This is a genomic window from Modestobacter sp. L9-4, from assembly GCF_019112525.1.
Lineage (GTDB): Bacteria > Actinomycetota > Actinomycetes > Mycobacteriales > Geodermatophilaceae > Modestobacter.
Map to the genome: position 1 here is coordinate 527,093 of NZ_CP077800.1, position 20,308 is coordinate 547,400.

Below are 20,308 nucleotides of genomic sequence, written 5' to 3' on the forward strand. Positions count from 1 at the left end.
CGGAGGTGGCAACGACGTGACGGGACGGTGTCGATGAGCTGTGCCGCGACCGGGAGTGACCGGACGGCTACAGCGTCGCGGCGGCCGGACCGGGGGCGAACTGGGTGCGGTACAGGTCGGCGTAGTGCCCACCGGCGGCCAGCAGCTCCTCGTGGGTGCCGCGCTCGACGATCCGCCCGTCGTCGACCACCAGGATCTGGTCCGCACCCCGGATCGTCGACAGCCGGTGGGCGATCACCAGCGACGTCCGGCCGGCCAGGGCGGCGTCCAGGGCGTGCTGCACCGCCACCTCCGACTCGCTGTCCAGGTGCGCGGTGGCCTCGTCCAGGATCACGATCCCCGGCTGCTTCAGCAGCACCCGGGCGATGGCCAGCCGCTGCTTCTCCCCGCCGGACATCCGGTGCCCGCGGTCGCCGACCACGGTGTCCAGGCCGTCGGGCAGCGAGTGCACCAGCGCGGCGATCCGGGCACCGGTCAGCGCCGCCCAGAGCTCCTCCTCGGTGGCCTCGGGCCGCGCGTAGCGCAGGTTGGCCCCGATCGTGTCGTGGAAGAGGTGGGAGTCCTGGCTGACGACGCCGATGGCGTCCCGCAGCGAGTCGCTGGTGGCCTGGCGGACGTCGACCCCGCCGACCCGCACGGCGCCGGCGGTGACGTCGTACAGCCGGGACACCAGGGACGCGATCGTCGACTTCCCCGCCCCCGAGGTGCCCACCAGCGCCACCAGCTGCCCCGGCTCGGCCCGGAAGGACACCTCGTGCAGCACCTCGGCCGACTCGTGCTGGGCCGGCACGGCGACGTCCTCCAGCGAGGCGAGCGAGACCTCGCTGGGCGCGGGGTAGCGGAAGGACACCGCGTCGAACTCCACCGACCGGTCGTCGTCGGGCACCGGGACGGCGTCGGGGGCCTGGGTGATCATCGGCTCCAGGTCGAGGACCTCGAAGACCCGGTCGAAGCTGACCAGTGCGCTCATCACGTCGACCCGGACGTTGGCCAGCGCGGTCAGCGGCCCGTAGAGCCGGGCGAGCAGCAGCGCCAGGGCCACCACGTCACCGGCGGACAGCGAGCCGTCGAACGCCAGCGTGCCGCCCAGCCCGTAGACCAGGGCGGTGGCCAGCGCGGCGACCAGGGTGAGCGCGGTGAAGAACGCGCGGCCGTACATGGCCGACAGCACCCCGATGTCGCGCACCCGGGCGGCGCGGCCGCGGAAGGAGGCGGCCTCGGCCTCGGGGCGGCCGAACAGCTTCACCAGCAGCGCGCCGGCGACGTTGAACCGCTCGGTCATCGTCGCGTTCATCGAGGCGTTGAGCCCGTAGGACTCCCGGGTGATCGTCTGCAGCTTCCGGCCCACCCGCTGGGCGGGGACGACGAACAGCGGCACCATCACGATCGACAGCAGGGTGATCTGCCAGGACAGGGACAGCATCACCCCGGCGGTGAGCACCAGCGCGATCACGTTGGACACCACGCCCGACAGCGTCGAGGTGAACGCCCGCTGGGCGCCGATGACGTCGTTGTTCAGACGGCTGACCAGCGCGCCGGTCTGGGTGCGGGTGAAGAAGGCGACCGGCATCCGCTGCACGTGGGTGAACACCCGAGAGCGCAGGTCGTAGATGACGCCCTCACCGATCCGCGCGGAGTACCAGCGCTGGGCCAGCGAGCTGCCGGCGTCGAGCACCGCCAGACCGGCGATGACCAGCGCGATCCGGACGACGTCCCCGGAGGTGCCCCGCAGGCCGGCGATCCGGTTGACGATGTCGCCGGCGAGCAGCGGCGTGGCCACCCCGATGACCGAGGAGAAGGTCACCAGGGACAGGAACCAGGTCAGCTCACGGCGGTACGGGCCGGCGATGCCCAGGATCCGGCGGGTGGTCCCCTTGGGGATCTGCTTGCTCGTGACCGACGGATCGCTGCTGAACGACCGCATCGCGGCCATCGAGGTCATCGGCGAGCTCATGGCGGTCCCCCTGCTGCAACGGCGTGATCACGAGGTCGAACCGTGCGGGGGGTGGTGGCTGTTCCGCCGACCGGGAACGGGACCGGGGCCGGTCGGCCGGCCCGTGCGGTCAGGCCGGGTGCGGGTGGGCCGGGCGGGGACGGACGGCGCCGGTCTGCACCGTCGGCCCCCGCCCTCGCCCGGTCACGCGGACTTCTTGGCGTTCCTGTTCGCGCCGCCGCGGCCGCGGAGCGAGGCCCCGGACTCCGACAGCAACCGGTGCACGAAGCCGTACGAGCGGTTGGTCGAGGTCGCCAGCGAGCGGATGCTCTCCCCGCCGGCGTACCGCTCCCGCAGCTCGTCGGCCAGCGAGTTCCGGTCGTCGCCGGTGATCCGCTTGCCCTTGCCCAGGTCTGCAGTGTTCGAGTCGGCCATGACTCCCCTCCGTGTCAGGGGCATGACGGCTCGCACCGACGACTGCCCGCTGTTCCCCCGGCGCCGCGGTCCCTCTGACCCCGACGTCCTGCTCGCCATGATCACCCAGCATCGGGAGTGGGGCCACCGCAACAAGACCGTGCACGGCAGGTCCTGGCCCCGCTGCAGGGACCCGCGCCGCGCGGAGCGTGGCGTGGGGGGCAGCGGGGTCCTTCCTCAGGCCAGCGAGACCAGGTCGGCGAAGTCGGGGCTCCAGGTGTCCTCCGTGCCGTCGGGCAGGATGATCACCTTGTCGGGGTTGAGCGCGACCACCGCGCCCTCGTCGTGGGTGACCAGCACGATCGCGCCCTCGTAGGTGCGCAGCGCCTCGAGCACCTGCTCCCGGCTGGCCGGGTCGAGGTTGTTGGTCGGCTCGTCCAGCAGCAGCACGTTGGCGCCGGAGATCACCAGCGTGGCCATGGCCAGCCGGGTGCGCTCACCACCGGAGAGGGTGCCGGTGCGCTGGTCGACGTTCTCCCCGGAGAAGAGGAACGCACCGAGGATCTTGCGCAGCTCGGTGTCGGTGGACCCCGGTGCCGCCGAGCGCATGTTCTCCAGCAGCGAGCGGTCCATGTCCAGCGTCTCGTGCTCCTGGGCGTAGTAACCCACCCGCAGCCCGTGCCCCGCCTTGACCTCACCGGTGTCGGGCTGCTCGGTGCCGGCCAGCATCCGCAGCAGCGTCGTCTTGCCCGCGCCGTTGAAGCCCAGGACGACGACCCGGGCGCCCTTGTCGATGGCCAGGTCGACGCCGGCGAAGATCTCGGTCGAGCCGTAGGTCTTCGACAGGTGCTCGGCGGTCAGCGGCGTGCGGCCGCAGGGTGCCGGGGTCGGGAAGCGCAGCTTGGCGACCTTGTCCTGCACCCGGACGTCGGCCAGGCCCGCGGCCAGGCGCTGGGCGCGCTTGTCCATGCTCTGCGCGGCCTTGGCCTTGGTGGCCTTGGCGCGCATCTTGTCCGCCTGCGCGGTGAGGGCGTCGATCTTCTTCTCGGCGTTGGCGCGCTCGGAACGGCGACGGCGCTCGTCGGTCTCCCGGGCGTCCAGGTACCGCTTCCAGCCGAGGTTGTAGACGTCGACGGTGGCCCGGTTGGCGTCCAGGTGCCAGACCTTGTTCACCACGGCGGCCAGCAGGTCGACGTCGTGGCTGATCACGATCAGGCCGGCGCGGTGGCTGGCCAGGTACCCCTTGAGCCAGACGATGGAGTCGGCGTCCAGGTGGTTGGTCGGCTCGTCGAGCAGCAACGTGTCGGCGTCGGAGAAGAGGATCCGGGCGAGCTCGACGCGGCGGCGCTGACCACCGGACAGCGTGCGCAGCGGCTGGCCCAGGATCCGGTCGGGCAGGCCCAGGTTGGTGCAGATCCGCGCGGCGTCGCTCTCCGCGGCGTACCCGCCCATCGCGGCGAACTGGTCCTCCAGCCGCCCGTAGAGCCGGACGGCGCGGTCCATCTCGGTGTCGTCGGCCGGCTCGGCCATGGCGACCTGCGCCTTGGTCAGCTGCGCCTTGAGGACGTCGAGCCCGCGGCCGGACAGCACCCGGTCGCTGGCGGTGATGTCGAGGTCGCCGCTGCGGGGGTCCTGCGGGAGGTAGCCGAGCTCACCGGTGATGTCGACCTTGCCGGCGTGCGGCACGCGCTCACCGGCCAGGGTGGTGAGGGTGGTGGTCTTGCCGGCGCCGTTGCGCCCGACCAGACCGATCCGGTCGCCGGGCTGCACCCGGAGGTCCGCCTCGCTGATGAGGATGCGGGACCCGGCGCGCAGCTCGAGGCCAGTGGTCGTGATCACTGACCCCAGGATAGGCGCCTCCGACCCCCACCTCGACCCCTTTCCCAGGTGACGTCCACGTCACCTGGGCGGGCGAGCCGCTGTGGAGACCGCCCCCGGGGACGTCCCGGACCGGCCAGGATGCCGCCATGGTCTCGCCCAGCCACCTGCCGCACCTGCCGTGCCCGGTCTGCGGGACGCCGGTGCTGGACTCGGGCGGTATGCCCTGCCCGGTGTGCGGGCTGCCCGCGGCTGGCCGGGCCGCGCACGTCGTCGGCCGGATCACCGCGACGCTCACCGAGCTCGCCCGCGACCGCGAGTCGCTGCTGGCCACCCTGCGCGCCGCGGCTCCCGGGGCGTCGCGGGCCACCCCTGGCGCGTTCGTCCCGCCACCGGCCCCGATCGCGGACCCCACCCCGGCGCCCCCGGCCTCCGTACCGCCCCCGCTCGGGCCCCCGGCCCAGCCGCTCGTCCCCGCCGCCGCGCCCTGGCAGCCCCTCCCCCCACCGGACCGGACGCCGCCCCCGCCGCGGCGCCGGCTGAGCCCGCAGCAGGTGCTCCTGGGCCTGGGCGCACTACTGGTCGTCGCCGGGGCCCTGGCCTTCGTGGCGCTGGGCTGGACGCGGTTCGGGCTGGTCTTCCAGGCCACCGTCATGCTCACCGGCACGGCAGCGGCCTGCGCCGCGTCGGCGTTCGCCGCCCGCCGTGGCCTGCGGGCCACCGAGGAGGCGCTGGCCGCCGCGGGCACGGCCCTGCTGGCCGTCGACCTGGGCGCCGCCCGCGCCCGGGGCCTGCTCGGCCTGGACGAGGTGGGGCTGCGGCCGTGGACGGCGGTCTCCTGCCTGGTCGTCGTCGCGGTGGCGCTCGGCCTGGGCCGGGGCACCCGCACCACCGTCACCTGGCCGCTGGCCGCCCTGCTCGCCGTGCAGCCAGTGCCGCTGCTGCTGCTGCCCGGCGACGCGCCGGCCGGGCCGGCCGGGGTCGCGGTCGCCCTGGGCCTGGCGGCGGTCGACCTGGACCTGGTGCTCGTGCTGCGGCGCGTCCTGCGACCGGTCGCCCGGGTGCTCGCGGCGCTGTGGGCGGCCGCCGGCGTGACCGGTGGCCTGCTGCTGGGCCAGCTGGGCACCGCACCCGAGGCGTGGACGGCGACCGCCCTGCTGGCTGCGGCCGCCGCAGTGGCCGTGCCGGCGCTGCGCGACCGCCGGGTCACCGGCCGGCCGGTGCCGGCCCGGGGCGTCGCGCCGGCGGCCGGCGCGGTGGTCGGCCTGTCGCTGGGCCAGTCGCTGGGGCTCAGCGGCCCGGCCGGGCCGGTGCTGGGCGGGGTGCTGGCCCTGCTCCTCGCCACGGCCGGTGTCCTGCTGGCCGGGCCCCGGCCGGTGCGGGGCCCGCACCCGACGGTGCTGCGGGTCCTGACAGGTGCCGCGGTCGCGCTGGCCGTGGTCGCCGGCCAGCAGCTGCTGGACGCCGAGCGGTTCGGTCCGCTGGCACTTCTCGTCCTCGCCGTGGTCGGTCCGGCCGCCCTCGCCGCCGTCCGGGTGCCGGTGCTGCGCAGCGGGTCCACCGGCGTCGCGCTGCTGGCCCCGGCGGTCGCGGCGCTGCTGGCCCGCGAGGGCGGGCTGGTGTCCTCGACGACCGCCGGCCTGCTGCTCACCCTGGTCGCCGCCACCGCCTTCGCGGTGGCCGCCTGGCGGGCCGGCACCACGGAGGAGCAGGTCGCGGCCGTCGCCGGGGCCCTGGCCGGGGCGGGCGCCGGCCTGACCACGGCCTCGGCCGCGGCCTGGGGCCAGGTCGGCCTGCAGCTGGCCGTGGTCGGGGTCGCGGCCGGCGGCTACGCCCTGGTCGCCTCCCGCCGGCCGGTGGCGCTGCTGGCGATCGCGGACCTGGTGCTGGCCTCGTGGACAGCGGTCGGCGGCGCCGGCGTCGAGACCCCGGAGGCCTACACGCTGTCGGCCGCCGCCGGGCTGCTGGTCGCCGCGCTCCCCCGGCTGCGGTTCCGCGGGCCGTCGTGGGCCGCCGAGGGCGCGGCGGTGGGCGTGGCCCTGGTCCCCTCGGTGTTCGCGGTCGTCGCCACACCCAGCGCGCTGCGGCTGGTCCTGGTGGTGGTCGCCGCGGTCGGGTGCGTGGTGCTGGGCACGCTGGCCCACCGGCAGGCGCCGTTCGTGCTGGGGGCCGGCGCCCTGGCGTTCGTGGTCGTCGTCCGGCTGGGGCCCTACGCGCCGCTGCTGCCGCGCTGGCTCACGCTGGCCGCGGCCGGCCTGGTGCTGCTCGTGCTGGGCGCCACCTACGAGCGACGGCGCCAGCAGGCCCGCGAGGCGGTGGCCTGGGTCGCGCAGATGAGCTGACGGCACCGCCCGCCCGTAGCGTGGTCGGCCTGACCGACGGCGGAGGAGGTGCGCGGTGAGCCGGGACCCCGAGGTGGTCTACCCGCCACCGGTCGGCGCCCCGTACACGCCGCCGCCGGCCCCCGACGCCCCCGACGGCCTCGGGCCGGTCAGCCCCCAGCAGGTGCTGCTGATCACCGGTGCGGTCGCGCTCACCGCCGCCGGTGCCGCCTCGCTCGCCGCCGTCGGGCGCCCCCTCGGGCAGCTGCTGCTCACCGCGCTCGCCGTGGGCACCGCGGTCGCCTCCTGGGCCGCCGGCCGCCGTGGGCTGCGCACCAGCGAGGAGACCCTGGCCGCGGCCTCCGTCGTCCTGGCCGTCATGGCCGCCTGGTCGACCGGCAGCCCGGCGACCGGCCGCGCGGCGCTCCTCGGCGCCCTGGCCGCGGTCCTGCTGCTGGCCGGGCTGCTCGCCCGCACCGCGGCGGCCTGGCCGATCGGGGCGTGGCTGGCCGCGCAGCTGGCCGTGCTCGCCGTGCTGACGCAGCACGGGTGGCACACCGACCTCGTGCTGGGCACCGCCCTGGCCGGGCTGCTGGTGGGCCGGGTCGCCCGCCGCCCGGTGGCGGAGGTCGCGCTGGCCACCACCGCCCCGTGGTGGCTCGCCGGGGTCGCCGCCGGCGTGCACCAGGTGTGGACGACGTGGGCCCCCGGGACCGCCGCGCTGCTGGTGGCGGTCGCGGCCGGGCTGGCCGCGCTGCGCTCCCGGTCCGCGCTGCGCCCAGTGCTGGGCCCCCGGGCGCTGGTCCCGGTGGTCGCCGGGGTCGTGGCCGGCACCGGCATCGCCGGCACGCTGCAGGCCAGCGGCACCGCCGGCGCACCCGCGGCCGGGTACCTGGGCCTCGCCGTCGCGGTGGCAGTGGCCGCCCGTGCCGACCCGCGGCCGCAGGCGCTCGCCCGCCCGGTCGGGCTGGCCCTGGCCGGCACCTGCACCCTGCTGTCGGCCGGGCAGCTGCTGCTCGAGGGCCGGTGGACCGCGCTGGGCCTGCTGCTGATGGCCGCCGCGGTCCCGGCCGTGCTGGTCGCCGCCCGGCAGCCGGTCGACCGTCCGGGCGCGCTGCCCGTCGCAGTGGGCTGCCTGGCCGGGGCCGCACTGCTGCTGGAGGCCGACGGCACCGCCGCGGTCGGCCGCACCGGGGTCGAGCTGCTGGTGCTGGCAGTGGTGGCCCTGGCTGCGGCGTCCCTGGACCGGCACTCCCGGTCGGAGGTGCCGCTGGCCGTCTCCGCCGTGGTGGTCGGCGCGCTGGCCGTCGTCCACCTCGGGTGGTCGGGTGACCTGCTGGCCGCCGCCGGCGGGCTCGCCGTGCTGGGTGCGGCGCTGACCGGGTACGCCGCGCGGACCGGCCGCACGCCGGCCCGCGCCGGTGGGTGTGCCGCCCTGGCCGGCGCGGCCTGGCTGGCCGCGGCCGACGCCGGCGTGCACGTGCCGGAGGCCTACACACTGCCGGCTGCAGCCGCACTGCTGCTGTACGCCGGGCGGGCTCTGGCGACCGAGCGGTCGTGGCCGGCGTGGGGTCCGGGGCTGGTGACCGCAGCGGCGCCGTCGGTGGTGCTGGCCGTCCTCGACGACGGCCTGCTGCGGCTGGTCCTGGTGGTGGCGGCCGCGGGGCTGGCGATGACGCTGGCGAGCGCGCGCAGCATCCGGGCGCCGTTCGTGGTGGGCGCGGTCTCGGTGGTGACGGTGGCCCTCGGGCGGCTCGCCGTGTCGCTGCCGCTGCCGGGGCTGCTGACGATCCTGGTGGTGGGCGTCGTGCTGCTGGGTGCGGGTGCGCGCTACGAGACCCGGCGGCGGAAGGCCGCCCCGCACGTCGCTGACATGCGCTGATGCGACGTGGCTACAGCCACTGCACTCAGGAGCCGAACAGCACCTCGCCCGCGACCGGACGCCATCCGGCGGCCAGGAAGGCGCGCAGGGAGGCGACGTTGGCCGGCGCGACCTGGGCCCACAGCGGGGCCGGCTTGGGCAGCAGCGCCGGTGCTGCTGCGGCCAGGGCGGCGCCCAGTCCACGGCCCCGGGCGGCCGGGTCCACCTCGATGCTCGCCTCCCAGCGGCCGGCCACGCCGCGGCCCAGGACGAGCAGCGCCGAGCCGTCGGGCGTCGTCCAGGTGCACACGTCGGTGCGGTGGCGCAGCGCCCGCTGCACCCGCGGGTGGTCGTCCACGTCGGCCGGCACGAGCGTCACCCCCGGCTGGACCGGGGCCGGCGGCGCCACGAGGACGGCGTCCAGGACGCCGGGCTCGACCCCGACGCGGTCCGGCCAGCGCGGTCAGGAAGCGGGCTCCCAGCGGTGCTGCGAGCGGGTCGTGCGCGACCTGCTCCGCCACCCACGCCGGGTCGACGTCGGCGGCCACCACGTGCCAGGCCGTGCCCCCGACGACGAGTGCCGGCGCCCCGAGGGGCGCCGGCACGGTCGTCACGCTGGCATCGGCCGGCGGGGTCTCCCCCGCGGCCAGCCGTTCGAGGAGTGCACGGACCTCTCCGCCCCCCACGCCTCGCGAGCTCGACGTGGGCCCCTGCGGAGAGGCCAACTGCTAGACCCGGAAGCCGAGGGCGCGCAGCTGCTCGCGGCCGTCGTCGGTGATCTTGTCCGGGCCCCACGGCGGCATCCAGACCCAGTTGATCCGGATGTCCTCGACCAGGCCGGGGCCGGTGAGGGCCTGCCGGGCCTGGTCCTCGATCACGTCGGTCAGCGGGCAGGCCGCCGAGGTCAGCGTCATGTCCAGGATGGCCACGTTGGCCTCGGTGTCCACGTCGATGCCGTAGACCAGGCCGAGGTCGACGACGTTCACGCCGAGCTCGGGGTCGACGACGTCGCGCATGGCCTCCTCGACGTCCTCCAGCAGCGCGGACTTGCCGCCGTACAGACCGCCCTCGGGGGTGGTGGTGGGCTCGGTCATGTCAGTTCCCTTCGCTGCTGGTGGAGAGTGCGCGGGCGCTCGCGTCCTTGAGCGCCATCCAGCTCATCAGGGCGCACTTCACGCGGGCCGGGTACTTGCTGACCCCGGCGAACGCGATGGCGTCCTCGAGCTCGTCCTCGAGCGTCTCGGCCACGGCCGCGTCGCCCTTGCTCTGCATCAGCGTCATGAAGTGCTCGCCGGTGCCCAGCGCCTCGGTGACGCTCTTGCCGATGACGAGGTCGTACATCGCCGACACCGAGGCCTGGCTGATCGAGCAGCCCTGCCCCTCGTAGGAGACGTCGGCGATGGTGTCGCCGTCCAGGTGCACCCGCATGGTGACCTCGTCACCGCACGTGGGGTTGACGTGGTGCACCTCGGCCTCGAACGGGTCGCGGAGTCCGCGCCCGTGGGGGTTCCGGTAGTGGTCCAGGATGATGTCCTGGTACATCGACTGCAGCTGCATCAGTTCGTCCCGCCCTCGGTCACGTCAGGTGCAACACCGAAGAAGCGCTGGGCTTCCCGGACACCCTCGACGAGCGCGTCGACGTCGTCGTAGCCGGTGTGCACGTAGAACGTGGCGCGGGTGGTGGCCGGCACGCCGTAGCGGCGCACGACCGGCCAGGCGCAGTGGTGCCCGACCCGGACGGCGATGCCCAGGTCGTCCAGCACCTGGCCGACGTCGTGCGGGTGGATGCCGTCGACGGTGAAGCTGATGGCACCGCCGCGCGCGACGGTGTCCGGCGGGCCGATCACGGTGACGCCCGGGATGGCCTGGAGCTGCTCGAGGGCGTAGCCGGTGAGCACCTCCTCGTGCTGCTGCACGCGGTCCATGCCCAGCGCGGTCAGGTAGTCGGCGGCCGCGGCCAGCCCGATCACCTGCGCGCTCATCGGCACGCCGGCCTCGAAGCGCTGCGGCGGGGCGGCGAAAGTGCTGCCCTCCATCCGCACGACCTCGATCATCGAGCCACCGGTCAGGAACGGCGGCAGCGCGTCCAGGACGTCGTAGCGCCCCCACAGCACGCCGACCCCCGTGGGCCCGAGCATCTTGTGCCCGGAGAACACCAGGAAGTCCGCGCCCAACTCGGCGACGTCGACCTTCTGGTGCGGCACCGACTGCGCGCCGTCGACCAGCACCAGCGCACCGACCTCGTGGGCGCGGGCGATGATGCCCTCGAGCGGGTTGATCGTGCCCAGGATGTTGGACTGCTGGGTGACCGCGACGAGCTTGGTGCGCTCGTTGACCACGGTGTCCAGGTCCGACAGGTCCAGCCGGCCGTCGTCGGTGAGCCCGAGCCAGCGCAGCGTGGCGCCCGTGCGCTCGCACAGCTGCTGCCAGGGCAGCAGGTTGGCGTGGTGCTCCATCTCGGTCACGACGATCTCGTCGCCCTGGCCGACGGCGTACCGGCGGAACTCCGGCTCCTTGGCCGTGGCGGCGTTGGACAGCGCGTAGGCGACCAGGTTGATCGACTCGGTGCTGTTCCGGGTGAAGACGATCTCGTTCTCCGGGGCGCCGAGGAACGCACCGATGGTGGCCCGCGCCGCCTCGTAGGCCGCGGTGGCCTCCTCGGCGAGCTGGTGGGCACCGCGGTGCGGCGCGGCGTTGACGTTCTCGTAGAACCAGCGCTCGGCGTCCAGGACGCTGCGCGGCTTCTGCGAGGTGGCGCCGGAGTCGAGGTACACCAGCCGCTTCCCGTCCCGGACCGTGCGGCCCAGGATCGGGAAGTCCGCCCGGATCGCCTCGACGTCCAGCGGGAGCGGCACCTGCTGCGCCCCAGCGGGACGCGAGACGGTCTGGGTCACTGCTGGGTCGCCTCCAGGGCGGTCTTCTCGGTGGCGGCCTGCTCGGCCGAGTCCTTGACGTAGGCGGCGTAGCCCTCGTCCTCGAGCTTCTGGGCCAGCTCCGGGCCGCCCTCCTCGACGACCCGACCGGCCACGAAGACGTGCACGAAGTCGGGCTTGATGTAGCGCAGGATCCGCGTGTAGTGCGTGATCAGCAGGACGCCGACCGGGCTGTCGGCCTTGGCGCGGTTGACGCCCTCGGAGACGATCCGCAGCGCGTCGACGTCCAGGCCGGAGTCGGTCTCGTCGAGGATCGCCATCTTCGGCTTGAGCAGGCGCATCTGCAGGATCTCGTGGCGCTTCTTCTCACCACCGGAGAAGCCCTCGTTGACGTTGCGCTCGGCGAAGGCGGAGTCCATCTCCAGCGCCTCCATCTCGGTGCGCACGTCCTTGACCCAGGTGCGGAGCTTCGGGGCCTCGCCGGTCACCGCGGTGGCCGCGGTGCGCAGGAAGTTCGACACCGAGACGCCGGGGACCTCGACCGGGTACTGCATGGCCAGGAACAGGCCGGCCCGGGCGCGCTCGTCGACGGTCATCGCGAGGACGTCCTCGCCGTCGAGGGTGACGGTGCCGCCGGTGATCGTGTACTTGGGGTGCCCGGCGATCGAGTAGGCCAGGGTCGACTTGCCCGAGCCGTTGGGGCCCATGATCGCGTGGGTCTCGCCGCCACGGACGGTCAGGTCGACGCCGCGGAGGATCTCCTTGGCGTCGTCACCGTCGCCGACGGTGACGTGCAGGTCGCGGATCTCCAGGACGCTGCCGGCCTTCAGGCCGGAGGCGGTCGGGGTCGCGGTGGGGCTGGTCACGGGGTTCTCGCTCTCAGGATGCGGCCACGGCGAGGGGGGCGTCGACGTCGACCAGGACGTCGTCACCCTCCACCCGGACCGGGTAGACGGGGACCGGCTTGTTCGCCGGGAGGTTGGTGGGGGCACCGGTCCGCAGGTCGAAGCAGGACCCGTGCAGCGCGCACTCGATCGTGGGGGCGCCGTCGACCTCGTCGACGTCACCGTCGGTCAGCGGGAAGTCGGCGTGCGAGCAGACGTCCTGGAGGGCGTAGAAGTCGCCGTCGAACTGCACGACCGCGACGTCGACGTCGTCCAGCTCGACCCGCAGCGCACCGTCCTCGGGGACCTCCGAGACGGCGCAGACGCGCTCGAACGCCATCAGCCGACCTCGACCGGCTGCTCGTCGAGCTCCGGGAGCGCACCGAGGCGGGCGTCGATCGTGCCCATCAGCCGGTCCTGCAGCTCCGGGATGCCGATGTGCTGGACGACGTCGGCGAAGAAGCCCCGGACGACCAGGCGGCGGGCGGTCTCGGCGTCGATTCCACGGGAGCAGAGGTAGAACAGCTGCTCGTCGTCGAACCGGCCGGTGGCGCTGGCGTGGCCGGCGCTGACGATCTCGCCGGTCTCGATCTCCAGGTTGGGCACCGAGTCGGCGCGGGCGCCGTCGGTGAGCACCAGGTTGCGGTTGAGCTCGTAGGTCTCGGTGCCGGTGGCGGCCGGACGGATCCGGACGTCGCCGATCCACACGCTGTGCGCCTTGTCGCCCTGCAGCGCGCCCTTGTAGACGACGTTGCTGCGGCAGTTGGGCGTGGCGTGGTCGACCCAGAGCCGGTGCTCCTGGTGCTGGGTCTCGTCGGCGAAGTACAGGCCGTAGAGGTCCGCGGAGCCACCGGTGCCGGTGTAGGACACGTTGCTCACCAGCCGGACGAGGTCACCGCCCAGGGTCACGACGACCTGCTTGAGCGTGGCGTCCCGGCCGACGACGGAGTCGTACTGCCCGCCGTGCACCGTGCCGGGGGCCCACTCCTGCACCGAGACGACGGTCAGCTGCGCACCGTCGCCGAGCAGGAAGGCCGCACCGCCGGAGTACTTGGCCAGGCCGGCGTGGTCGAGGACGACGGTCGCCTGCGCGAACGCACCGACCTCGACGACCAGCTGGCCCCACACGACGTCCTCGGAGCCGGTGCCGGACAGCCGCAGGGTGACCGGGCGGTCGAGCACGGCCTCCTTGGCGATCCGGAGCACCGTGGCGCCGTTGCTGCGCTGGCGGGTGAGCGCGGCGAGCCGGTCGACCGGCTCGGGCAGGCCCTTGAGCAGCGGGTCACCGGCCTCCACCGAGGTCAGCACCGCACCCTCCGGCAGGTCGCTGTCCACCTGCAGCCGCGCGTCCGAGGGGGCGCCGTCCAGCAGCTGGCGCGCCCGGCGCAGCGGGGTGAACCGCCACTCCTCCTCCCGGCCCGTGGGCTTCGGGAAGGCGTCGGGGTCGGTGGAGGTGAAGCGCTCCGCCGGGGAGCCGGTGGGCACCGGCTGCCCGGTGAGCACCGGGCCGCCGTGCGAGTGCGCCCCGGGGGGCGTGTCGCCGGCGGACCCGGTGGCCGTCGCGGGGGTGGTCGGCGGACCGGCCTGGGCGCCCACGCCGGGAGCGAACAGCTCCGCGGCGAGGGCGGCCTTCTCCTCGTGTGCCAGTTCAGCGGTACTGGTCTCGTCTGTTGCCGACATCAGCCGACGGCACCTTCCATCTGCAGCTCGATCAGGCGGTTGAGCTCGAGGGCGTACTCCATCGGGAGCTCCCGGGCGATCGGCTCGACGAAGCCGCGCACGACCATCGCCATCGCCTCGTCCTCCGACATGCCCCGGCTCATCAGGTAGAAGAGCTGGTCGTCGCTGACCCGGGAGACGGTCGCCTCGTGGCCCATGGACACGTCGTCCTCGCGGACGTCGACGTAGGGGTAGGTGTCCGACCGGCTGATCGTGTCGACCAGCAGGGCGTCGCACTTGACCGTGGACTTGGAGCCGTAGGCGCCCTCGTCGATCTGCACGAGACCGCGGTAGGAGGTGCGGCCACCGCCACGGGCCACCGACTTGCTCACGATGGTCGAGGAGGTGTGCGGGGCGGCGTGCACCATCTTGGCGCCGGCGTCCTGGTGCTGGCCCTCGCCGGCGAAGGCGATGGACATGACCTCGCCCTTGGCGTGCTCACCGGTCATCCACACGGCCGGGTACTTCATCGTCACCTTGGAGCCGATGTTGCCGTCGACCCACTCCATGGTCGCGCCCTCGTGGGCCACGGCCCGCTTGGTGACCAGGTTGTAGACGTTGTTCGACCAGTTCTGGATGGTCGTGTACCGGCAGCGCGCGTTCTTCTTCACGATGATCTCGACGACCGCGGAGTGCAGCGAGTCGGTCTTGTAGATCGGCGCGGTGCAGCCCTCGACGTAGTGCACGTAGGCGCCCTCGTCGATGATCATGAGGGTGCGCTCGAACTGGCCCATGTTCTCGGTGTTGATCCGGAAGTAGGCCTGCAGCGGGATCTCGACGTGCACGCCCTTGGGGACGTAGATGAACGAGCCACCCGACCACACCGCGGTGTTCAGCGCGGAGAACTTGTTGTCACCGGCCGGGATGACCGAGCCGAAGTACTCGCGGAACAGCTCGGGCTGCTCACGGAGCGCGGTGTCGGTGTCCAGGAACAGGACGCCCTGCTCCTCGAGGTCCTCACGGATCTTGTGGTAGACGACCTCGGACTCGTACTGGGCGGCGACACCGGAGACGAGGCGCTGCTTCTCGGCCTCCGGGATGCCCAGCTTGTCGTAGGTGTTCTTGATGTCGTCGGGCAGGTCGTCCCACGAGGCGGCCTGCGCCTCGGTCGACCGCACGAAGTACTTGATGTTCTGGAAGTCGATCCCGGACAGGTCCGAGCCCCAGTCGGGCATCGGCTTCTTGCCGAAGACCTGCAGCGCCTTGAGGCGCTTCTCCAGCATCCACTCGGGCTCGTTCTTGCGGCGGGAGATGTCGCGGACGACGTCCTCGTTGATGCCACGGGTGGCCGAGGCCCCCGCGACGTCGGTGTCCGCCCAGCCGTACTGGTACGTGCCGAGCGAGTCGATCGTCTCGTCCTGCGTCATCGGCGTGCTGGGCACCGGCTGCGTGGTGGTCATGCGGGGGTCCTCTCCCGGTCGATCGAGGGGGTGCTCAGGGTGCTGGCGCCGGCTCCGGGAGCCGTGGCGCGACCAGCAGGTACAGGGCCCATCGGGCGGGCTTTGTTCCCGGCGCGCGTCGTCGGCTGGGCCGTCGACGGGACGCGCTGGGTGGGGATGTGCGTGGTGCAGATGCCGTCGCCGTGGGCGATGGTCGCCAGCCGCTGGACGTGCGTGCCGACCAGCCGGCTGATCACCGCGGTCTCGGCCTCGCACAGCTGCGGGAACTCGGCGGCCACGTGCGCCACCGGGCAGTGGTGCTGGCACAGCTGGCCACCGCTGGAGATCGCCGAGGCGGTCGCGGCGTAGCCCTCCGCGGTGAGCGCGGTGGCGAGCACCTGGGCCCGGTCGACCGGCTGGGTGCCGGCCTCCTCCACCGCGATGTCGACGGCGGTGGAACACCGCTGGGCCAGGCCTGCCAGCTGCTGCTCGGCGACCGCACGGACGGCGTCGGGGCCGCCGTGCTGGGCGACGAACCGCAGCGCGGTCAGCGCCAGGTCGTCATAGGCGTGCGGGAAGCCCGAGCGGCCGGCGTCGGTGAGGGTGAACCGGCGGGCCGGTCGTCCCCTCCCCCGCTGGCCACCGGGCGCCTCGCGCTCGGCGACGCGGCCCGCGGCGACCAGGCCGTCGAGGTGCCGCCGGACGGCGGCCGGGCTGACGCCCAGCCGGGCCGCCAGCTCGGTCGCCGACTGGGGGCCGTGCTCCAACAGGAGCGCGCCCACCCGGTCACGGGTACGGCCGTCCTCGGCCGGCGCACCGGCGGGGACGGCAGCAGCCGCAGTGGATTCCACAACACGATTGTGTGCTTAATCCGAGAGCCCGCAAGCAAGGTGACCCTTGCTTGCGGGCTCTCTGGGACCAACGTCACGCAGCCGTGCCTGCGGAGGCCGGACCACATCGGGTCCAGGCACCCGACCTGGGCGGTGTGGGGGTGGGCACCACGGTCGACCGCGGCACCCACCCCCACACCGCCGCCGTCAGACGGCGGCCGGCGTCTCCGCCTCGGCCACGGTGTTCGGGGCGCTGGTGACCTGCAGGTCCAGCTCGCCGTCGGTGACGCCGACCGTCACGTGCCGACCGGCGCCCAGCTCACCGCTCAGGACCAGCCGGGAGAGCCGGTTGTCGACCTCCCGCTGGATCGCCCGGCGCAGCGGCCGGGCACCGAAGGCCGGCTCGTGACCGCGCTCGGCCAGCCAGGCCACGGCCTCGGGGGTGAACTCGATGCCGATGCCCTGCACCGCCAGCCGGCTGCGGGTCTCGTCCAGCAGCAGGTCGGTGATCCGGGTCAGCTGCTCGGTCTCCAGCTGCCGGAACACGACGATCTCGTCGATCCGGTTGAGGAACTCCGGCCGGAAGGCGTCGCGCAGCCGCCGCATCACCTGGTCGCGGAGGTCGTCCCCGCCGCCGTTGGCGGTGAAGCCCAGCGGGCCGCGGCCGGCGTTGACGATCGCCTCCGAGCCGAGGTTGCTGGTCATGATCACCACGGTGTTGCTGAAGTCGACCGTGCGGCCCTGGGAGTCGGTGAGCCGGCCGGCGTCCAGCAGCTGCAGCAGCGTGTTGAACACGTCGGGGTGCGCCTTCTCGATCTCGTCGAGCAGCACCACCGAGTACGGACGACGGCGCACGGCCTCGGTGAGCTGACCGGCGTCCTCGTACCCGACGTAGCCGGGAGGCGAGCCGACCAGCCGGCTGACCGTGTGCCGCTCCTGGAACTCGCTCATGTCCAGCCGCACCATCCGGTCGCTGTCACCGAACAACGCCTCCGCCAGCGCCCGGGCCAGCTCGGTCTTGCCCACCCCGGTCGGGCCGAGGAACAGGAAGCTGCCGATCGGCCGGTCCGGGTCGCCCAGGCCCGCCCGCGAGCGCCGGATGGCCTCGGCGACCACCTCGACCGCCTCGTCCTGGCCGACCACCCGCTCGTGCAGGTGCGCCTCCAGGCCCAGCAGGCGCGCGCGCTCCTCCTGGGTCAGCTGGGCCACCGGCACACCGGTCGCCCGGGAGACGACCTCGGCGATGTCGGTCGCGCCGACCTCGGGGATGCCGGCCTCGCCACCGCCCTGCGCGCGCTCCAGGGCGGCCTGCGCCGTGGACAGCTCGTCCCGCAGCGCCGAGGCACGCTCGTACCGCTCGGCGGCGACGGCCTGGTCCTTCTCCCGCTGCAGCCGCTGCACCTCCTGCTCCAGCTCGCGCAGGTCGGTGGTGGGCCGCTTGACCTGCAGCCGGGTGCGGGCGCCGGCCTGGTCGATCAGGTCGATGGCCTTGTCCGGCAGGTGCCGGTCGGTGATGTAACGCGCCGACAGCTCCGCCGCGGCGACCAGCGCCTCGTCGGTGAAGCGCACCTGGTGGTGGGCCTCGTAGCGGTCCCGCAGCCCACGCAGGATCTCGATGGTGTCCGCGGTGCTGGGCTCGGGGACGACGACCGGCTGGAAGCGCCGCTCCAGGGCCGGGTCCTTCTCGATGTTGCGGCGGTACTCGTCCAGCGTGGTGGCGCCGATGACGTGCAGCTCGCCGCGGGCCAGCGCCGGCTTGAGCATGTTGCCCGCGCCGGCCGAGCCCTCCGAGCCACCGGCAGCCACGACGGTGTGCAGCTCGTCGATGAAGACGACGACCTCGTCGCTGTGCTCGCGGATCTCGTCCATCACCTTCTTGAGCCGCTCCTCGAAGTCACCGCGGTAGCGGGTGCCGGCGACCAGGCCGGTGAGGTCGAGCTCGACCAGCCGGCGGCCGCGGAGGGAGTCCGGGACGTCGCCGTCGACGATCTGCAGGGCGATGCCCTCGACGATCGCGGTCTTGCCGACGCCGGCCTCGCCGATCAGCACCGGGTTGTTCTTGTTCCGGCGGGAGAGCACCTCGATGGTCTGCTCGATCTCCTGCGCGCGGCCGATGACCGGGTCGATCTTCCCGTCCCGGGCCAGCGCGGTGAGGTCGCGGCCGTACTCGTCGAGGGTGGGGGTGTTCGACGGCGCCGGCGCAGCGCCACCGGCACCGCCGGCGCCGCCCCGGGTCGGGACCGGTCCGCCGGCCGCCGCCTGCTGCAGTGCCTCGGGGGTCACCCGGGCGCCACCGAGCACGCGCCCGGCACCGGACTCGGGGTTCACCGAGAGGGCGAAGAGCAGGTGCTCGGGGCCGATGTAGGTGGAGCCGCTGGCGCGGGACACCTGGTGGGCGTCGAGCAGGGCCCGCTTCGCCGCCGGGGTCAGCGACACCGGCCGGCCGGTCGGCTCGCCCTGGCGGAGCTGGGACTCCAGTGCGGCCCGCAGCTGGGCCGGGTCGGTGCCGGCCCGCTGGAGCAGGGTGCTGGTGGGCTCGTGCCCGGCGAGCGCCCAGAGCAGGTGCTCGGTGTCCAGGTCGGCACTGCCCCACTGGGAGGCCGCCTGGGCCGCCGCGGACACCACCTCGCGGGAGTGGTCGCTGAGCAGCTGGGTGATGTCCACCCGCTGCATGCCCCGGCGGGCGCCGGGGCCGCCGTCACCGGAGGCGAAGAAGGCGGAGAAGAAGTCGTCGAAGGGGCTGCCCCCGAAGGGACCACCCGGGAAACCACTGGTCATGGCGAACAGGGACCTCTCGTGTCGGATGTGGGAGTGCTCACCTCTCCACCCGGCTCACGGCGTCCCGAGGGCCCGGTTCCGGGCTCGGGGACGTCTGCTGCGTCGGGGTGGACGCCGGGCGGCTGATCGGGCCGGGCGGCGGGGGCACTGACGTAAGTAGCATCGGTGCGGTGACGGTTCTTCCCGCGTCGTTCCGCTCTCGGATGAACCCCTCCATGGTCTCCCGCATTGCCCTGGCCAACGTGATCGCCAACGGCGTGATCGTCGTGACCGGCGGCGCCGTGCGGCTGACCGGGTCGGGTCTGGGCTGCCCCACCTGGCCCGAGTGCACCGACGGCAGCATCCGGCCCACCCCCGAGCTCGCCGGCCACGGTCTGATCGAGTTCGGCAACCGGCTGCTCACCTTCGCCGTGACCGTCGTCGCCATCGCGATCGTGGTCGCCGTCTTCGCCTCGGTCCGCAAGGACCTGCGCAAGCTCGCCGTGCTGAGCTTCCTGGGCATCCCGGCGCAGGCGCTGCTCGGTGGCGTCACCGTGCTGACCGGCCTCAACCCGTGGACGGTCGCCGCGCACTTCCTCGTGTCCGCGGTGCTCGTCGCGATCGCCACGGTCCTGTGGCTGCGCTCGCGGGAACCCGGCGTCGGCCAGCTGGTGGTCCGGCGGCCGTTCGCGCTGCTGGTCACCGGCATCGCTGCCACGGTCGCCGCCGTGCAGGTGGTCGGCACCGTGGTCACCGGCAGCGGGCCGCACAGCGGCGACCCGGGCGCCGGGCGCACCGGGTTCGACCCCGAGCTGGTCAGCCAGCTGCACGCCGACTTCGTGTTCCTGCTGATCGGGCTGACCGTCGCGCTGCTGGTCGCGCTGGCCGCCACCGACTCCCCCGGCCGGGTCCGCCGGGCCGCCCGCGACCTGCTCGTGGTCGAGCTCCTGCAGGGCGTCATCGGCTACGTGCAGTACTTCACGCACCTGCCCGTGGTCGCGGTGCTGCTGCACATGGCCGGGGCGGTGCTGATCACCGTCTACACCGCGCGGCTGGTGTGGTCGGTGCGCGGCCCGGCCTCCGAGGTGCCGCTGGAGTCGGCCCACCCGGTCTCCGCCGCCGTCCGCTGACGGCGGGCCGGGCGGCCGAGGCGCCGTCCGGCACCGCGCCTGATGGGCGCTGCGGGACACCCCTTCGCACCGGACCCGGCGCGGCAACACGCCGGCCGCGACACCTGGTGTCGTGCGGCGTCCGTGACTCGTCGTCCGGATCGAACCCGTCCGGCCGACTGCCGCGCTGGACCGTGAGGGCGAATCAGCCGTCACGTCGTCCCGGACGTCCGCGCTCGACCGTGAGAGCCGAACCCTCCGGAAGGCCGTAGCCGGACGTCCGCGCGGGACCGTGAGAGGCGAGTCGGCCGTGACGTCGTACCCGGACGCCTGCGCTCGACCGTGAGAGGTGAGCCCTTCGTGACGTCGTACCCGGACGTCCGCACTCGACCGTGAAGTCCGAGTCCTCC

16 protein-coding genes are annotated in these 20,308 nt (G+C 73.9%); 3 read left to right on the forward strand and 13 right to left on the reverse strand.

The features are described from left to right. Nucleotides 1–67: 67 nt before the first annotated feature. The 3 genes from KUM42_RS02550 to KUM42_RS02560 form a co-directional block, all read right to left on the reverse strand. Complete coding sequence (locus KUM42_RS02550; protein ID WP_237494758.1) at nt 68–1,954, reverse strand: ABC transporter ATP-binding protein; 1,887 nt, start codon at nt 1,952–1,954, stop codon at nt 68–70. A gap of 183 nt (nt 1,955–2,137) precedes the next feature. Further along, the gene (locus KUM42_RS02555; protein WP_237494759.1) at nt 2,138–2,368 is read right to left on the reverse strand and encodes a helix-turn-helix domain-containing protein; all 231 of its coding nucleotides are present in this window, start codon (nt 2,366–2,368) and stop codon (nt 2,138–2,140) included. Nucleotides 2,369–2,584: 216 nt separating this feature from the next. Then, nucleotides 2,585–4,186 (reverse strand): ABC-F family ATP-binding cassette domain-containing protein, encoded by a 1,602-nt coding sequence (locus KUM42_RS02560; protein WP_237494760.1) that lies wholly within the window; start codon nt 4,184–4,186, stop codon nt 2,585–2,587. 128 nt (nt 4,187–4,314) lie between these two features. Between KUM42_RS02560 and KUM42_RS02565 the strand changes: the two genes are divergently transcribed. Together KUM42_RS02565 and KUM42_RS02570 are read left to right on the forward strand one after the other, a co-directional pair. After that, a complete protein-coding gene (locus KUM42_RS02565) occupies nt 4,315–6,507 on the forward strand; it encodes an SCO7613 C-terminal domain-containing membrane protein (protein ID WP_237496714.1) in 2,193 nt (730 codons plus the stop codon). Between the two features lie 55 nt (nt 6,508–6,562). Next, nucleotides 6,563–8,368 (forward strand): SCO7613 C-terminal domain-containing membrane protein, encoded by a 1,806-nt coding sequence (locus KUM42_RS02570; RefSeq protein WP_237494761.1) that lies wholly within the window; start codon nt 6,563–6,565, stop codon nt 8,366–8,368. 25 nt (nt 8,369–8,393) lie between these two features. Here the strand turns inward: KUM42_RS02570 and KUM42_RS02575 are convergent, their stop codons facing one another. From KUM42_RS02575 to KUM42_RS02620, 10 genes are all read right to left on the reverse strand, one after another. Then, nucleotides 8,394–8,717, reverse strand: coding sequence for a GNAT family N-acetyltransferase (locus KUM42_RS02575; RefSeq protein WP_237494762.1), 324 nt, complete (start codon nt 8,715–8,717; stop codon nt 8,394–8,396). Nucleotides 8,718–9,075: 358 nt separating this feature from the next. Continuing rightward, complete coding sequence (locus KUM42_RS02580) at nt 9,076–9,441, reverse strand: metal-sulfur cluster assembly factor (protein ID WP_237494763.1); 366 nt, start codon at nt 9,439–9,441, stop codon at nt 9,076–9,078. Between the two features lies 1 nt (nt 9,442). After that, on the reverse strand, nt 9,443–9,904 hold the full coding sequence (gene sufU, locus KUM42_RS02585; RefSeq protein ID WP_237494764.1) for a Fe-S cluster assembly sulfur transfer protein SufU: 462 nt from the start codon (nt 9,902–9,904) through the stop codon (nt 9,443–9,445). Further along, complete coding sequence (locus KUM42_RS02590) at nt 9,904–11,241, reverse strand: cysteine desulfurase (RefSeq protein WP_237494765.1); 1,338 nt, start codon at nt 11,239–11,241, stop codon at nt 9,904–9,906. The genes sufU and KUM42_RS02590 overlap by 1 nt, the downstream gene beginning before the upstream one ends. Beyond that, nucleotides 11,238–12,086 carry a Fe-S cluster assembly ATPase SufC gene (sufC, locus tag KUM42_RS02595; RefSeq protein WP_237494766.1) on the reverse strand — a complete coding sequence of 283 codons (849 nt, stop codon included), beginning with the start codon at nt 12,084–12,086 and terminating at the stop codon, nt 11,238–11,240. Before sufC ends, KUM42_RS02590 begins: the two co-directional genes overlap by 4 nt. 13 nt (nt 12,087–12,099) lie before the next feature. Further along, nucleotides 12,100–12,444 (reverse strand): non-heme iron oxygenase ferredoxin subunit, encoded by a 345-nt coding sequence (locus tag KUM42_RS02600; RefSeq protein WP_237494767.1) that lies wholly within the window; start codon nt 12,442–12,444, stop codon nt 12,100–12,102. Beyond that, nucleotides 12,444–13,784 carry a Fe-S cluster assembly protein SufD gene (sufD, locus tag KUM42_RS02605; protein WP_237494768.1) on the reverse strand — a complete coding sequence of 447 codons (1,341 nt, stop codon included), beginning with the start codon at nt 13,782–13,784 and terminating at the stop codon, nt 12,444–12,446. The genes KUM42_RS02600 and sufD overlap by 1 nt, the downstream gene beginning before the upstream one ends. Further along, nucleotides 13,784–15,223, reverse strand: coding sequence for a Fe-S cluster assembly protein SufB (gene sufB, locus KUM42_RS02610; RefSeq protein WP_237494769.1), 1,440 nt, complete (start codon nt 15,221–15,223; stop codon nt 13,784–13,786). The genes sufD and sufB overlap by 1 nt, the downstream gene beginning before the upstream one ends. Further along, on the reverse strand, nt 15,220–16,053 hold the full coding sequence (locus KUM42_RS02615) for a metalloregulator ArsR/SmtB family transcription factor (protein WP_237494770.1): 834 nt from the start codon (nt 16,051–16,053) through the stop codon (nt 15,220–15,222). Before KUM42_RS02615 ends, sufB begins: the two co-directional genes overlap by 4 nt. A 186-nt stretch (nt 16,054–16,239) precedes the next feature. Next, complete coding sequence (locus KUM42_RS02620; RefSeq protein WP_237494771.1) at nt 16,240–18,810, reverse strand: ATP-dependent Clp protease ATP-binding subunit; 2,571 nt, start codon at nt 18,808–18,810, stop codon at nt 16,240–16,242. Between the two features lie 215 nt (nt 18,811–19,025). Here KUM42_RS02620 and KUM42_RS02625 point away from each other — a divergent pair, with 215 nt between their 5' ends. Then, nucleotides 19,026–19,919, forward strand: coding sequence for a heme A synthase (locus KUM42_RS02625; protein ID WP_237494772.1), 894 nt, complete (start codon nt 19,026–19,028; stop codon nt 19,917–19,919). Nucleotides 19,920–20,308 lie beyond the last annotated feature (389 nt).

What these genes read in the sequence shown, in the direction of transcription:
- KUM42_RS02550 (WP_237494758.1), bottom strand. Translation starts at nt 1,954, where the DNA reads ATGAGCTCGCCGATGACCTCGATGGCCGCGATGCGGTCGTTCAGCAGC.
- KUM42_RS02600 (WP_237494767.1), bottom strand. Translation starts at nt 12,444, where the DNA reads ATGGCGTTCGAGCGCGTCTGCGCCGTCTCGGAGGTCCCCGAGGACGGT.
- KUM42_RS02555 (WP_237494759.1), bottom strand. Translation starts at nt 2,368, where the DNA reads ATGGCCGACTCGAACACTGCAGACCTGGGCAAGGGCAAGCGGATCACC.
- sufB (WP_237494769.1), bottom strand. Translation starts at nt 15,223, where the DNA reads ATGACCACCACGCAGCCGGTGCCCAGCACGCCGATGACGCAGGACGAG.
- KUM42_RS02625 (WP_237494772.1), top strand. Translation starts at nt 19,026, where the DNA reads ATGGTCTCCCGCATTGCCCTGGCCAACGTGATCGCCAACGGCGTGATC.
- sufD (WP_237494768.1), bottom strand. Translation starts at nt 13,784, where the DNA reads ATGTCGGCAACAGACGAGACCAGTACCGCTGAACTGGCACACGAGGAG.
- KUM42_RS02580 (WP_237494763.1), bottom strand. Translation starts at nt 9,441, where the DNA reads ATGACCGAGCCCACCACCACCCCCGAGGGCGGTCTGTACGGCGGCAAG.
- sufU (WP_237494764.1), bottom strand. Translation starts at nt 9,904, where the DNA reads ATGCAGCTGCAGTCGATGTACCAGGACATCATCCTGGACCACTACCGG.
- KUM42_RS02620 (WP_237494771.1), bottom strand. Translation starts at nt 18,810, where the DNA reads ATGACCAGTGGTTTCCCGGGTGGTCCCTTCGGGGGCAGCCCCTTCGAC.
- KUM42_RS02565 (WP_237496714.1), top strand. Translation starts at nt 4,315, where the DNA reads ATGGTCTCGCCCAGCCACCTGCCGCACCTGCCGTGCCCGGTCTGCGGG.